We start from the raw sequence: 14,866 nt of genomic DNA, 5'->3' as shown, positions 1-14,866 counted from the left end.
GGTTCTTATGTTGTGGGCCTGTGTCTTGCTGCCGCAACTGGCGCTCGACGGCGTTATGCGTCGTCGCACCAATGCCGATGAACCGCTGGCACTGCTGAGCGGTACGCCGCAAAGACGGATATTGCAGGCGGTCAATCCGGCTGCCCGAGCCTTGGGGCTGCGGCCCGGTCAATCCTTGACCAGTGCCCATGCCATGGTCCGGGATTTCGCTACCGCTGAATTCGACCCGGCGGAAACCGAGCGCTGGCATCGTCTGCTGGCAGCCTGGGCGTATCGCTTCAGTTCGCAAGTCAGTCTGAAATACCCGCGCGTATTGATGATGGAAGTCGAATCAAGCCTGGGGTTGTACGGACCGTGGCCAGTGTTCGAGGCCCGGCTGCGTGCCGAGTTGAACGCCTTGGGGTTTTCCCACCGAATCGTCGTGGCGCCCAATCCGGTGGCTGCGCGCATGCTGGCCAATGTCCATGACGGACTGGCGGTCACCTGCAGCGACAGCTTGAAACGGGTTCTGGAGCAGATGCCAGTAGATCGCATCGGCCTGACCCGCGAGACGGCAACGGCCTTCACGCGCATGGGCCTGCGCAATCTGCAGCAGGTTCTCGGACTGCAACGTAACAGCCTGGCCCGGCGTTTTCCGGCGCAGGTCCTGCAGCATCTGGATACCTTGCTCGGTGAGCGGCCCGTGGCGCTGGAGTTTTATACGCCGCCGGACTATTTCGATGTGCGTATCGAGCTCAATTTTGACGTCGAGTCGCATCAGGCCTTGCTGTTTCCCCTGAAACGGTTGGTTTCCGATCTGGCGATGTTTCTTGGCGGACGGGACAGTGGCGTCCAGCGCTTCAACCTGCATCTGGAACATGTCGAAGGCGCTGACACGCTGGTGCCGGTCGGGCTGCTCAGCGCAGAACGCGATAGCGCCATGTTGTTTGAACTGGCGCGTGGCCGCCTGGAGCAGATTCAGGTGCCGTCCCCGGTGCGGGCAGTGCGCTTGCACGCCCGGGATTTGCCGCCATTTGTCCCGGCTCATCGGGAGCTGTTTGATGAGCGCCCCCAGCAATCACTGCCGTGGGAACAATTACGCGAACGGCTGCGCGCCCGGTTGGGGGACGAGTCAGTCAGTGGCTTGCGCCTGCGCGCCGATCACCGGCCTGAATGTGCCTGGCAAACGGACCCTGAAACCAGAGTCAGGCCTTCTGCGCCTAAAGTGCCGCGTCCTGGTTGGCTGTTGAGTCAGCCATCGCCGCTGCCGGAGGCGGGTACGCGAATCCTCGCCGGGCCTGAGCGCATCGAGTCGGGTTGGTGGGACGGCGGCGACGTTCGGCGCGACTATTTCCTGGTGGAAACCCGCACCGGTCAACGCGGCTGGGCCTATCGAACAGTGGGTGAGGGCGGCGACCTGTTGCTGCATGGCTGGTTCGCATGAGCAGCCCTTATGCTGAACTGCATTGCCTGTCGAATTTCAGCTTCCAGCGCGGGGCCTCCAGCGCAGCAGAGTTGTTCAAGCGCGCCAAGGAGCACGAATACCAGGCTTTGGCGATCACAGACGAATGCACATTGGCTGGCATCGTACGCGCCTGGCAGGCGGCGATGGATAACGATCTTGCGCTGATCATCGGCAGTGAGATCAGCGTCGTCGATGGCCCCAAAGTCGTGCTGCTGGTGGAAAACCTCAGTGGCTATCAGGCGCTGTGCCGGTTGATAACCCTGGCCCGGCGCAGGGCCAAGAAAGGTGAATACCTGTCGTTGCGTGAAGATTTCCCGGAGGCGGGCAGCGGCCTGTTGGCGTTATGGCTGCCGGATCCCGAATTGCCAGCGGCAACGCTTGAGAACCACGGGCAGTGGCTGGCAAAACTATTTCCCGATGCAACGTGGCTGGCGGTTGAACTGCATCGTGGTCCGGATGATCGACGGCGACTCGATCAACTCCAGGCACTGGCGCACACATTGAATATCCCGCTGGTCGCCAGTGGCGATGTGCACATGCATGCCCGCGGACGTCGTGCCCTGCAAGACACCATGACCGCCATCCGCTATCACACCACCGTGGCTGAGGCCGGGCATCGGCTGTTCGCCAATGGTGAGCGCTACCTGCGTCCGCGCAGCGCCTTGCTTGAGCTGTATCCCGAGCAGCTATTGGCGCAAACGCTGTTAATCGCTGCGCGCTGCACCTTCGACTTGAGCCAGTTACGTTATGAATACCCCCACGAGTTGGTGCCAGCAGCACATACGCCGGGCTCATGGCTGCGGGAAATGACTGAGCAAGGCGTGCGCAAGCGCTGGCCTCAAGGGCTGAAGCCAGCGACCCGGATGCAGATCGAAAAGGAATTGCAGCTGATTGGCGAGATGAAGTTCGAGAGTTATTTCCTCACGGTCCACGACATCGTCTGCTTTGCCCGCAGTCGCGATATTTTGTGTCAGGGCCGGGGTTCTGCGGCCAATTCGGTGGTCTGTTTCGCCCTGGGCATCACCGAATTGAATCCCGAAAAAAGCAATCTGCTATTCGAGCGGTTCATTTCCAGGGAACGCAACGAGCCGCCGGATATTGACGTGGATTTCGAGCATGAGCGCCGCGAGGAGGTTTTGCAGTACGTTTTCAAACGTTATGGCCGGGGTAGGGCGGCACTGACGGCCGTTGCCAGTACCTATCACGGCACTGGAGCGGTGCGCGATGTGGCCAAGGTGCTGGGCTTGCCGTCGGACCAGATCAACGCACTCGCGGAATGTTTCAGCCGCTGGAGCGATGAAATGCCTCCTGTGGAACGTCTGCGCGAAAACGGCTTTGACCCCGAGGCGCCGATTCTACGCCGGGTGCTGGCGTTGACGGACACGCTGATCGGTTTTCCCCGGCATTTGTCCCAGCATCCTGGCGGTTTTGTCATTTCCGAGCATCCGCTGGAGACACTGGTGCCGGTGGAAAATGCGGCAATGGCCGAACGCACCATTATTCAGTGGGACAAGAATGATCTGGATCTGGTGGGCCTGCTCAAGGTCGACATCCTCGCCCTCGGCATGCTCAGTGCGTTGCGGCGTACTTTCGATCTGGTGCGTACTTATCGAGGCCAGCAATGGACCCTGGCGTCAGTGCCGGAAGAAGATCCTGCCACTTATGAAATGATCGGCCGGGCAGACACCATCGGGGTCTTCCAGATCGAATCCCGAGCGCAGATGGCCATGTTGCCGCGTCTCCAACCCAAGACTTTTTACGATCTGGTCATCGAAGTGGCCATCGTCCGGCCGGGGCCGATTCAGGGTGACATGGTTCATCCCTACCTGCGCAGGCGCAACAATGAGGAAGCGGTCACTTACCCGCCAAGGCTGAAAAAGGTGTTCGAGCGCACCCTTGGCGTCCCTCTGTTCCAGGAACAGGTGATGGAAGTCGCGATCCTGGCGGCCGATTACACCCCCGGTGAAGCCGATGAGCTGCGCCGCTCCATGGCTGCCTGGAAACGTCATGGCGGGCTGGAGCCGCACCGCCTGCGTCTAGCGCAGCGCATGAAGGCCAATGGGTATGAGCAAGAGTTCATCACCCGGATTTTCGAGCAGATCAAGGGTTTCGGCAGTTATGGTTTTCCGGAATCCCATGCGGCCAGCTTCGCCTTGCTGACGTACGCCAGTTGCTGGCTCAAATGCCACGAGCCAGCGGCCTTTGCCTGCGCGCTGATCAACAGCTGGCCCATGGGGTTTTACAGCCCCGACCAGATACTTCAGGACGCGCGGCGTCACCACATCGAAATTCGCCCCGTGGATGTGCGCTACAGCGATTGGGATTGCTCACTGGAGCCTGTCGAACATCAGGAGCGCCACCGAACCCTTGCGATTCGCATGGGCCTGCGCATGATTCGCGGTTTTCGTGAAGAGGATGCCCGGCAAATCGAGTCCGCCAGGGTGAACAGGACATTTGTCGATGCCACCGACCTGAGCCTGCGCGCAGCGCTGGACAACCGTGCACTGGAGTCATTGGCCGATGCGGGTGCGTTGCGCGGGCTGATCGGTCATCGTCATCGGGCACGCTGGGAAGTCGCCGGCGTCGAAGCGCAACGTCCGCTGTTTGGCCCGGAGCACACTGTAGAAGAGGCACAAATCGCCTTGCCTTTACCGACAGTGGCGCAGGATGTGTTCACAGATTACGCCATGACCGGAACCACATTGGGCCCTCATCCACTGGCCATGTTGCGCCGCCAACTGGCCGCCAAACGCTTTCGCAGTTCACACGATCTACTCGATATCGAGCATGGGTGCATGATCAGTGTCGCCGGGCTGGTAGTGGGACGCCAACGTCCGGGTACTGCCAGTGGCGTGACCTTTGTGACTCTGGAAGATGAGTTCGGCATGATCAATGTCGTGGTCTGGCTCGACCTGGCTCAACGTCAACGCAAGGTTCTGGTGGGGTCCCGGTTGATGCAGGTGTTCGGACGGTTGGAGTCGCAGAAAGGCGTACGGCATGTGATCGCGCAGCGCCTGTTCGATTTGACTCCGCTGCTCGCCGGACTGGATGTTCGCAGTCGTGACTTTAAATGAGGAGGCGGGAAGCAAAGCCTGGCAGCAGACAAGTACCTGTCGGTAGTGGGCGCACAGGCTTAAGGCATTAGCGGGGGATGTTGCTCATCGATTCCAGTGGGCTGTTGACCCGGTCAAGTTGCGCCATTACACCGTTGAGCAGCTGGGTAATTGTCCAGGGCTTGGCGATAAACAGCACGTCAGGCTTGATCTGATCGCTGCCAGGCGTACCGTGCCCGGACATGATCACGACGGGTATGTCGACCCATTTCTCAGCCACCAGATTAGCCAGGGCGATGCCATCCATAGTGCCAGGCATACGTACGTCGGTCAGCAGCAAGGCGACTTCGTTGCCATGCGCATTGAGGTAGTCGACAGCCTTGTCAGCGTTCTCGACGGCTTTGGTTTTAAGCCCTTCTTCAGTCAGGATTTCGCACACGAAGTCCCGAATCATTGGCTCATCTTCAACAACAAGCACCAGACTCATTGTGGTTCGGGCCTCTTCGTACTGCGGTGATTGAGTCATTTTTGGTTCCCTCAGCCTGCACATTAAAAATCCGGGAGCACTGCAACGTTGGATCCATTTTTGTTGTTCCCACACATCTGAGCGAAATCAAACGGAAAAAATTCATTTTTAAATAAAAAGCGATGAGTTCCAGACGACCGGCACTAAGCCCCGGACCGCACGTCATCCGGTCCTGAGCATTGATTCAGATCAATTCCCGAGTTTGCAACTCTGCAAAAATAGCTGTCTGCCAGCCTCAATCCAGCCCTATGGCCACTTACTTCTTAAATCTGTGCTTCAACGGCTCGTTCAAAAGAGGCACGGCGTCAGTGAAAGTTTTAATAACCCGGCTACGCTTGTTTATCACCTCTGCGTCACTGCTAGTTCTGATCGCTGTACACGTCGTCACTCAACAACTCAACTTCCCCAATACTTCGCCAAGACGGTTTTCAGATTGCCTATAGCAATCGATAGCGATGTGATGCGCTCTTAGAACAGGAAGTTTTAATATGCCTCGTAAACAGCAAGCCCGCTTGGGCATGAAAGCCCTGCTCATTCATGAAGATCTCACGGCGTTGACGGCGGCTGGCAGGGCCGTCAGAGAAATGGCTGAGGTGCTGGAGCAGCGCCAGGTTGAAGTGATTCTCGCGCAAAGTGCGCTGGATGCCATAGCCATTATCAACGCCGATCCCATGGTGCAATGCGTCCTGCTGGACTGGGACCTCGACCTGGACGATGGCCATGAAAAGGCAATGACTGTGCTGGATGCCGTCCGCGCCCGCAGTGAAGCTTTGCCTATTTTCCTGTTGGCTGATCGCAGCAGTGCCGCCACTGTTCCATTGGAAGCCATGCAGAAGTCCGATGACTTTATCTGGCTACTCGAAGACACCATCGCCTTTATTGGCGGGCGTATCGTCGCGGCCATCCAGCGTTATCGGGAAGCGGTACTGCCGCCCATGTTCTCGGCATTGGTAAAGTTTTCCCAGATATATGAGTACTCGTGGCACACGCCGGGGCATACCGGCGGTACTGCATTCCTGAAATCCACCGCCGGGCGGGCCTTTTTCGATTATTTCGGCGAAAACCTGTTCCGCTCCGATCTGTCGATTTCCGTCGGCGAGCTGGGGTCGCTGCTCGATCATTCCGGCCCCATCGGCGCCAGCGAAGTGTATGCGGCACGCGTCTTCGGCGCCCATCGCACGTACCACGTCACCAACGGTTCATCGACCTCCAATCGAGTGATTCTGATGGCCAGCGTCACCCGCGATCAGGTGACGCTGTGTGATCGCAATTGCCACAAGTCGGTCGAACACGCCATGACTATGTCTGGCGCCATCCCGACCTACCTGATCCCGTCGCGCAACCATTACGGCCTGATCGGGCCGATTCCGCCAGAACGCCTGAGCGCCAGTTACATCAGCGAATCCATCGCCAATAATCCGCTGGTACACAGCGGGATCGATCCGACGCCGATGCACGCGATCATCACCAACTCAACCTACGACGGGCTTTGCTACAACGTGCGGCGGGTCGAAGAGCTGCTGGGTGAGAGCGTCGACCGGTTGCATTTTGATGAGGCCTGGTTTGGTTACGCGCGTTTCAACCCGATGTACCACGAGCGTTTTGCCATGCATGGCGAACCGGCCAGTCACACCCCGGATCGGCCGACGGTTTTCGCCACCCAGTCCACTCACAAACTGCTCGCCGCGTTGTCCCAGGCGTCGATGATTCACATCCGCGATGGCCGTCGCCCGATTGATCACGCCCGTTTCAACGAGGCGTTCATGATGCATGCCTCGACGTCGCCCAATTACGCGATCATCGCCTCCAATGATGTCAGCGCCGCCATGATGGAAGGCCCGGGCGGCAAAGCGTTGACCGACGATTCGATCCGCGAGGCGGTCTCGTTCCGGCGCATGCTGGCGCGCCTCAATGCTGAGTTCCTGGAGAAGGGCGAGTGGTTCTTCAGTGTCTGGCAGCCGGATACTGTATTCGATCCGGAGCAAGGCAAAGACATTGCGTTTCATACTGCCAGCGATGATCTGCTGGCCAGCGAACCTGCCTGCTGGGTACTCAAGCCCAATGCAGCCTGGCACGGATTTGGTGACATCGAGGACGGTTATTGCCTGCTGGACCCGATCAAGGTCTCGATCACTTCGCCTGGCATTCTCGCCGGCGGCGGCATGAGCGGGCAGGGTATTCCTGCCCAGGTGTTGACGGCTTATCTGGATCGGCAAGGCATCGTCGCCGAGAAAACCACTGATTTCACCATTCTGTTCCTGTTCTCCATCGGCGTGACCAAAGGCAAGTGGGGCACGCTGGTCAATGCATTGCTCGACTTCAAGCGTGACTTCGACAGCAACGCACCGCTGGAAATGGTGCTGCCAGCCTTGATGGCCGCCCATGGCGCGCGCTATCGCGGTCTGGGCCTGCGCGATCTGTGCGAAACCATGTTCGCCAGCATGGCGCAACTGGACACCACCGCCGCAATGTCCCGGGGTTTCTCGACCTTGCCGGTTCCAGACTTGAGCCCGGTGCGCGCTTACGAGCAGCTGGTTCGCGGCAACGTCGAAGTCGTGAGCCTTGAGCAAATGGCGGGGCGCACTGTGGCCACTGGCGTGGTGCCCTATCCACCTGGCATTCCGTTACTGATGCCCGGCGAAAACGCCGGCCCCGCAGACGGCCCGCTGCTCGGTTATCTCAAGGCGCTGGAAGCCTTTGATCATCGATTCCCGGGCTTCACCCACGACACCCATGGCGTGGAAGTGGAGGACGGTCTTTACAAAGTTCGCTGCCTGACAACGCCCAGCGCCACCCCATCCGTAGCAGAGGTTACCCAGTGAATCGTTTGAAAATTGCGGCCAGTCTCGCCAGCCGCAGCAGTTTCGCCACCTCGCGAACAGTTTTGGAGTTCAACGAAACCGACCTGACGGACATTGCAGCAGCGGTCATCAGTGCCGACGATGTGCGCAACGGGCTGCTGGAAGTCATCCGCACCTCGGGGTTCGATATCCCGATTTTCTTCGCGGTCACCGCCAAAGACCAACTGACCCCGGAGAACTTGCCGAGCATTGAACATGTGCTGCTGCAAATCAGCGGCGTGTTTGACCTTGGCGTCGATGATGCGCAATTCTACGGCGACAAACTCGAAACCGCCGCAGCCCAGTATGAAGAAGCCTTGTTGCCGCCGTTCTTCGGGGCGTTGAAGCACTATGTGGAGCGCGGCAATTCGACGTTTGCTTGTCCGGGCCACCAAGGCGGTCAGTTCTTTCGCAAACATCCGGCCGGTCGCCAGTTCGTCGAGTTTTTCGGCCCGACCCTGTTCCGCGCCGACCGCTGCAATGCCGATGTCGAGATGGGTGACCTGCTGATCCACGAAGGCGCCCCGCTGGAAGCACAGAAACGCGCGGCCAAGGTGTACAACGCCGACAAGACCTACTTCGTGCTCAACGGTACCTCGGCGTCGAACAAGGTGGTGACCAATGCCTTGCTGACCCCTGGGGACGTGGTGCTGTTCGACCGCAACAACCACAAGTCCGTGCATCAGGGAGCCTTGTTTCAGGCTGGCGCGACACCGTTGTATCTGGAAACCGCGCGCAATCCCTACGGTTTTATCGGCGGTATCGACGCCCACTGCTTTAACGAAGACTATTTGCGCGAACAACTGCGCACCGTAGCGCCGCATAAAGCCGATCAGCCTCGGCCGTTCCGCCTCGCGGTCATCCAATTGGGCACCTACGACGGCACGATCTATAACGCCCGGCAGGTGGTGGATCGCATCGGGCATTTGTGTGACTACATTTTGTTCGACTCCGCCTGGGTCGGGTACGAGCAGTTCATCCCGATGATGAAAGACTGCTCACCGATGCTGCTGGAGCTGGGCCCGGAAGATCCTGGCATTTTCGTGACCCAGTCGATCCACAAGCAACAAGCCGGCTTTTCCCAGGCATCGCAGATCCATAAGAAAGACCGGCACATCAAGGGCCAGGATCGCTACTGCAATCACCATCGCCTGAACAATGCCTTCATGGCTCAAGCGTCAACCAGCCCGTTTTACCCGCTGTTCGCCTCGCTGGACGTCAACGCCCGCATGCACAGCGGACGCAGCGGCCTGCGTCTGTGGAGCGAGTGCGTTCATGCTGGCATCGAGGCGCGCAAGCTGGTCATGGACAACTGCACCTTGATTCGGCCGTTCGTGCCGCCAACCATCGACGGTCGTTATTGGCAGGACTACCCGACGGACGTGATTGCCAACGACCTGCGCTTTTTCAAGTTTCACCCCGATGAGCGTTGGCACGCATTCGAGGGCTATACCGACGATCAATACTTCATCGATCCGTGCAAGCTGCTGTTCACCACGCCGGGTATCGACGCCGTGACCGGCGCCTATACCGAGTTCGGCGTGCATGCCGGGATATTGGCGACTTTCTTGCGCCAGTACGGCATCGTGCCGGAAAAAAGCGACCTGAACTCCATTCTGTTCCTGCTGACGCCCGCTGAAGGCAAAGCGAAGATGCAGCATCTGGTGGCGCAGATCGCGCGTTTCGAGCGCTTTATTCATGACGATGCGCTCCTCTCTGAAGTGCTGCCCAATCTGTATCAGGCCAATCAGGTGCGTTACCACGACTACACCATCGGCCAACTGTGTCGCGAAATGCACCAGCTGTACGTGCGCCATGACGTCAAGCGTTTGCAGAAGGAGATGTTCCGCAAGGTCAGCATGCCGCCGATTGAGCTCAACCCACGGGATGCTCACCTGGAATTTGTGCGCGGGCATTGCGAATTGATCGCCTTGCAAGACGCCAAGGGCCGGATCGCGGCCGAAGGCGCCTTGCCGTATCCGCCGGGTTTGCTCTGCGTGGTGCCCGGCGAGGTCTGGCAAGGCCCGGTCCTGGAATACTTCCTGGCCCTCGAAGACGCAATCAATCACTTCCCTGGCTTCAACCCCGAGTTGCAAGGTGTGTATCTGCGCGTCGAAGACGACGGCCGAACTCGCGCCTACGGTTATGTCATCAAGCAGTGATCCATCTTGAGGGGCGCCGGCAAACCCTTGTCGGCGTTTTCACTGGAATACCGCGCTTTGTAGAAGGCGCAGGAGTGCAACATGGTTAGCGCAGTCAAGAAAATGAACGTGGTCCAGCTGACGGTGCTGACGGCGATCAACATGCTGGGCTCGGGGATTGTCCTGTTGCCGTCCAAGCTGGCGCAGGTGGGGACGATCTCGATTTTTTCCTGGATCGTCACCGCGCTGGGTTCCCTGGCGCTGGCCTATGCCTTTGCCAAGTGCGGACGGTTCAGCCGCAAGCCTGGCGGCATGGGCGGCTATGCCGAATATGCGTTTGGCCGGTCCGGCAACTTCATGTCCAACTATACCTATGGCGTATCGTTGCTGATTGCCAACGTGGCCATTGCGATCACCGCCGTGGGCTACGCAACGGTGCTGTTCAACATGACGCTGACCCCGATTGGCGTCGCAATGGCTACCGCAGGCCTTCTGGTGTTGACCACCGTGGCCAACTTCGGTGGCGCGCGGATTACCGGCCAAATCGGCAACGTGACGATTTGGGGCGTAGTCATTCCGGTCCTGGGCGTTTCGGTGCTGGGTTGGTTCTGGTTCGATAAATCGCTATACGTTGCAGCCTGGAACCCCCATGACATGCCGCTCTTTGAAGCCGTGGGCGCCTCGATTTCAATCACCCTGTGGGCGTTTCTCGGTCTGGAATCTGCGTGTGCCAACACCGATGCGGTGGAGAACCCCGAGCGCAATGTGCCAATCGCCGTATTGGGTGGCACCCTTGGGTCGGCGGTGATTTACATCGTGTCCACCAACGTGATCGCCGGGATCGTCCCCAACATGGACCTGGCGGCCTCCAATGCGCCGTTTGGCCTGGCGTTCGCCACCATGTTCACCCCCATCGTGGGGCAGATCATCATGGGCTTGATGGTGATCGCCTGCATCGGTTCGCTGCTGGGTTGGCAGTTCACCATCGCCCAGGTGTTCAAGAGCTCTGCAGATGTGGGCTACTTCCTCAAGCTGTTCGCCAAAACCACTGCCAAAGACGTGCCTATCGTCGGCATGCTGGTGCTGTTGGCCTGCCAGGTGGCGCTGACCCTCATGACCATCAGCCCGGACCTGAGCAAGCAGTTCGACATGATCGTCAATCTGGCGGTGGTCACCAACCTGGTTCCCTATCTGATGTCCATGGCCGCACTGATGACCATGCAGAAAGTCGCGGGTGTGACGCCGCGCGATGCCATGTTCACCAATGCAATTGCCTATATCGCCGCAGCGTATAGCTATTACGCGCTGTACAGCGCGGGCGCCAACGCAATGATGCTGGGCGGGATCGTCACCATGCTGGGCTGGACGCTTTATGGCACGGTCAGCCGCCGGTTCATGACGATTGACGCCATTGTGGTGTCAGATCCGGTGATAAACGCGGATGCGGGGACGGCAAGAGGCCAGTAGACTGAGCGCCGGATAATCCACGGCGATCAACGTCGGTCACTCGGACAACAGCAGATCAATGAGACGTATCGTCAACGCTTTAACCGGGCTCGCCATGCTGGCGAGCCTCGCCGGTTGTATTTCCGCGCCGATTTCGTTGACCGCAGAGACGTCCCAGCGTCTCCAGTCACAAGCCCCGATCCGGTTTTTGCTGACCTTTGACGATGGTCCAAGCGCGTCGGGGTTCGCCAATCCAACCCTGACGGTTCTGGACAGCCTGAAGAGCAATCCAGTGCAGCCGAACATAAAGGCCGTGTTTTTTGTGCAAACCGGCGCGGCGCGAGCAGGCGGCAGCGAGCGCGGCCAGCGGGTGATGCGTCGGGAAAACGCGGCAGGGCATATCCTGGCGTTCCATACCGCAACGCCCAGGCACACCAATCATCGATCCTTGTCGCCTGAAGCCCTTGAGCAATCCCTGAGCGCTGGCAGTGCTGCCATCGCTGCGATCACGGGTGCGCCGCCTGCGCTGGTTCGCCCGCCGTTCTGGAATTACGACAAACGCACCTTTGCCGCTTATCAGCGTCACGGCCTGCAGGTTTTGCTGACCGACGTAAGCGCCAATGACGGAAAAATCTGGGGTTTCAATGCCAGCCCGCGCAGGCGCGCCAATATGCTCAGGCAACTTTCCGAAGTTCGCCAGCGCATCGCAGCCGGTGAGCTGCCCACGGTGGATGGCGTGGTTCCGGTAGTAGTGACCTTCCATGACCTGAATCGCTATTCAGCCCGGCACGCTCGGGAATACCTGCAGATTTTGCTCGACAGCGCCAAGGCAACAGGGGTGAGGACTGCCGACAAGCCGTTTTACGATGAACAGTCGGGATTGTTGCGCGCAGCACTGGCGCGCACCGTTCAGAACGGCGACGAGCCGGTGCATTTGCCAGGGATGTGGAACTGGATCTGGGGCGCCAATTCGCAGTGATGCAAAGATTACAGCTGTGAAAAAGGCGACCTGTTGGTCGCCTTTTTGTTTGATGCCGCTCGCTGTCAGTAACGTTCTAGCCAATGAGCGTAAGGGGCGGGCAATGTCCAGGAAGCGCGTTCCACACCCAGTTCCTTGGCAGCGAAATAGGCCCAGTGCGGGTTCGCCAAGTGAGCACGGCCAACCATGACCAGATCCAGTTGCCCGTCCTTGACCACTTGCTCGGCGATTGCCGGAGTGCCGAAGCCCCATGCCGAGGACACCGGAATACCCGCTTCACGACGCACACGTTCGGCAATCGGGCCCATGAACGCTGGCGCCCAGGGAATATTGGTTTCAGGGATCGTGAAGCCGATGCTGACGCTGAGCATGTCCAGGCCGGCGGCTTTGAACTGACGCGTCAATTCGATGGACTCCACCAGGGTTTGCTCGTCGCGGCCATCGAACTCAAGCACACCGAAACGGGCGGTCAACGGCAGGTTTTCCGGCCAGACATCGCGCACTGCCGCCAGCGTTTCCAGCAGGAAGCGGCTGCGGTTTTCGAAACTGCCGCCGTAAGCGTCTTCACGATGATTGGAGTGCTCGGAGAAGAACGTCTGCGCCAGGTAGCCGTGGGCGAAGTGCAGTTCCAGCCACTCGAAACCTGCATCCCGCGCACGACGGGCCGCCGCGACGAAATCGTCACGAACACGGGCGATATCGTCCAGAGTCATTGCTTTGGGTTGTTTCGGCAGATTGGCACCGAAGGCGATGGAAGAGGGCGCAATGGTGTCCCAACCGCGCGCATCATCGGCGGCAATATGATCGTCGCCTTCCCATGGACGGTTGGCGCTGGCCTTGCGACCGGCGTGGGCGATCTGGATGCCCGGCACCGATCCGGCAGCCTTGATCGCTTGCACCACCGGCACGAACGCCTGGGCCAGTTCGTCGTTCCAGATGCCGGTGCAGCCCGGCGTGATACGGCCTTCAGGGGCAACCGCCGTGGCTTCCACGATGACCAGGCCCGCGCCGCCGCGAGCGATGGCGGCCAGATGCACCTGGTGCCATTCGTTGATCAAGCCATCGACAGCGGTGTATTGGCACATGGGCGGCACGGCAATGCGATTGCGCAGCGTGACGTCTTTGAGGGTGTAGGGTTGGAACAAAGCAGACATGGTCAGACCTCAGGTCAATTGAAAATTCGGTTGTTCGATACTATTCGAACAATGGCCGTCTGGCAAATCCCTGTGTATGATCCGCCCATGCGACCATTCAAACATCCTCCAGTGACTGATTTCAGCCTCGAACGGGTCTTCTATGCCCTGAGCGATCCCGTGCGCCTGGAAATCGTTCGCCACCTCGGCCGGGTCATCGATGCCAGTTGTGGCGAACTGGACGGCGGAAGACCCAAGTCAAGCATGTCCCACCACTTTCGTGTATTGCGCGACGCTGGCCTGGTCAGGACCCAAAGCGTGGGGACCACCCACATGAACTCACTGCGCAGGGAAGAACTGGACAGTCGCTTTCCGGGTTTACTGGCGGTGATATTGGCGCAGCAGAGCTGATTCGACCTCCGTTTCGATGGCATAGGGTTCGAATGCCGGTTTTGCTCAGTTTGCGATCAGACAACATTTAAGATCTGCGCAAGAAAGCACAGGCAGGTTTTCGTGCATATGCCTTGCATAGGCTTTGGCGTCTTACTACAATGCATAGGTCAGACATATGTAGAGGAAGCGATGTTATGCGGACGGTCTCAATTTTCAAAAACGGCAAAAATCAAGCGATCCGCTTGCCCAATGACATGGCCTATGACGGTGTAGGCGAGCTGGAAATTACTCGCGTGGGTGACACGATTACCCTGCGCCCGGTGCGTCCAAGCTGGACATCTCTAGCCGAACTACCCAAGGCGGACGTGGATTATCTAAACGAGCGGCCGAGTATTGTCAGTGATGAAGGCAGGTTCAATCTGTGACAACGTACATGCTCGATACCTGCATTTGCTCTTTCATCATGCGCGAGCGGCCAGAGTCTGTTCTGCAGCGTCTGGCAGCCGAAGTAGCGCGCAATAACCGGATCGTTATATCTGCAATCACTTACGCCGAAATGCGTTACGGGCAGATCGGCAAAAAGGCGTCGCCCAGACATAAAACACTGGTTGATGAATTTGTGACGCGACTGGACGAGGTCTTACCCTGGAATCGAAGCGCAGTAGACGCCACGATTGAGGTCAAGCAAATTCTCACTCAGTCAGGGCAGGGCATTGGTGATAACGACACCGCTATTGCCGGCCATGCGATTGCTATGGGCTGCACGTTGGTCACAAACAACGTGCGCGAGTTCAGTCGCGTGGAGGGACTCTCTTACGAAGACTGGGTTCATTAATCATCGATGTGGTCGTTTTGTGGACGGTATGAGTTGTTTGCCAATTTTGAAAGGGCTTGTTCAACCCCCTGAAACG

Annotated in this window: 11 protein-coding genes; 9 read left to right on the top strand and 2 right to left on the bottom strand. The window is 58.7% G+C overall.

Features of this window, described 5'->3' with window-relative positions; translation table 11 throughout:
* Positions 1-7: 7 nt before the first annotated feature.
* Both CFII64_RS13685 and CFII64_RS13680 read left to right on the top strand, forming a co-directional pair.
* Positions 8-1,423 (top strand): DNA polymerase Y family protein, encoded by a 1,416-nt coding sequence (locus CFII64_RS13685; protein WP_020291377.1) that lies wholly within the window; start codon positions 8-10, stop codon positions 1,421-1,423.
* Complete coding sequence (locus CFII64_RS13680) at positions 1,420-4,518, top strand: error-prone DNA polymerase (RefSeq protein WP_020291376.1); 3,099 nt, start codon at positions 1,420-1,422, stop codon at positions 4,516-4,518. Before CFII64_RS13685 ends, CFII64_RS13680 begins: the two co-directional genes overlap by 4 nt.
* 67 nt (positions 4,519-4,585) lie before the next feature.
* Here CFII64_RS13680 and CFII64_RS13675 read toward each other — a convergent pair whose 3' ends face one another.
* Positions 4,586-5,023, bottom strand: coding sequence for a response regulator (locus CFII64_RS13675; protein ID WP_052026624.1), 438 nt, complete (start codon positions 5,021-5,023; stop codon positions 4,586-4,588).
* A gap of 488 nt (positions 5,024-5,511) precedes the next feature.
* On the opposite strand from CFII64_RS13675, the gene CFII64_RS13670 reads away from it, so the two are divergent.
* From CFII64_RS13670 to CFII64_RS13655, 4 genes are all read left to right on the top strand, one after another.
* Positions 5,512-7,845: an Orn/Lys/Arg decarboxylase N-terminal domain-containing protein gene (locus tag CFII64_RS13670; RefSeq protein ID WP_020291374.1), complete on the top strand. Its 2,334-nt coding sequence runs from the start codon at positions 5,512-5,514 to the stop codon at positions 7,843-7,845.
* Positions 7,842-10,025: an ornithine decarboxylase gene (locus CFII64_RS13665; RefSeq protein ID WP_020291373.1), complete on the top strand. Its 2,184-nt coding sequence runs from the start codon at positions 7,842-7,844 to the stop codon at positions 10,023-10,025. Before CFII64_RS13670 ends, CFII64_RS13665 begins: the two co-directional genes overlap by 4 nt.
* Positions 10,026-10,106: 81 nt before the next feature.
* Complete coding sequence (gene potE, locus CFII64_RS13660) at positions 10,107-11,471, top strand: putrescine-ornithine antiporter (RefSeq protein ID WP_020291371.1); 1,365 nt, start codon at positions 10,107-10,109, stop codon at positions 11,469-11,471.
* 58 nt (positions 11,472-11,529) lie between these two features.
* Entirely contained in the window at positions 11,530-12,429 is a 900-nt protein-coding gene (locus tag CFII64_RS13655) for a polysaccharide deacetylase family protein (RefSeq protein ID WP_020291370.1), read from the top strand.
* Positions 12,430-12,494: 65 nt separating this feature from the next.
* Here CFII64_RS13655 and CFII64_RS13650 read toward each other — a convergent pair whose 3' ends face one another.
* Positions 12,495-13,583, bottom strand: coding sequence for an NADH:flavin oxidoreductase/NADH oxidase (locus CFII64_RS13650; RefSeq protein ID WP_020291369.1), 1,089 nt, complete (start codon positions 13,581-13,583; stop codon positions 12,495-12,497).
* A 51-nt stretch (positions 13,584-13,634) separates the two neighbouring features.
* On the opposite strand from CFII64_RS13650, the gene CFII64_RS13645 reads away from it, so the two are divergent.
* The 3 genes from CFII64_RS13645 (at position 13,635) to CFII64_RS13635 (ending at position 14,790) form a co-directional block, all read left to right on the top strand.
* Positions 13,635-13,973: a helix-turn-helix transcriptional regulator gene (locus CFII64_RS13645; RefSeq protein WP_020291368.1), complete on the top strand. Its 339-nt coding sequence runs from the start codon at positions 13,635-13,637 to the stop codon at positions 13,971-13,973.
* Between the two features lie 176 nt (positions 13,974-14,149).
* Complete coding sequence (gene vapB / locus CFII64_RS13640; RefSeq protein WP_020291367.1) at positions 14,150-14,380, top strand: type II toxin-antitoxin system VapB family antitoxin; 231 nt, start codon at positions 14,150-14,152, stop codon at positions 14,378-14,380.
* Entirely contained in the window at positions 14,377-14,790 is a 414-nt protein-coding gene (locus CFII64_RS13635) for a type II toxin-antitoxin system VapC family toxin (protein WP_020291366.1), read from the top strand. The genes vapB and CFII64_RS13635 overlap by 4 nt, the downstream gene beginning before the upstream one ends.
* Positions 14,791-14,866: the final 76 nt, after the last annotated feature.

The organism is Pseudomonas sp. CFII64 (genome assembly GCF_000416235.1).
In the GTDB taxonomy this organism is placed as follows: domain Bacteria; phylum Pseudomonadota; class Gammaproteobacteria; order Pseudomonadales; family Pseudomonadaceae; genus Aquipseudomonas.
The sequence above is the reverse complement of the archived record's forward strand: the minus strand, read 5'-3'. Positions and strand labels throughout refer to the sequence as shown.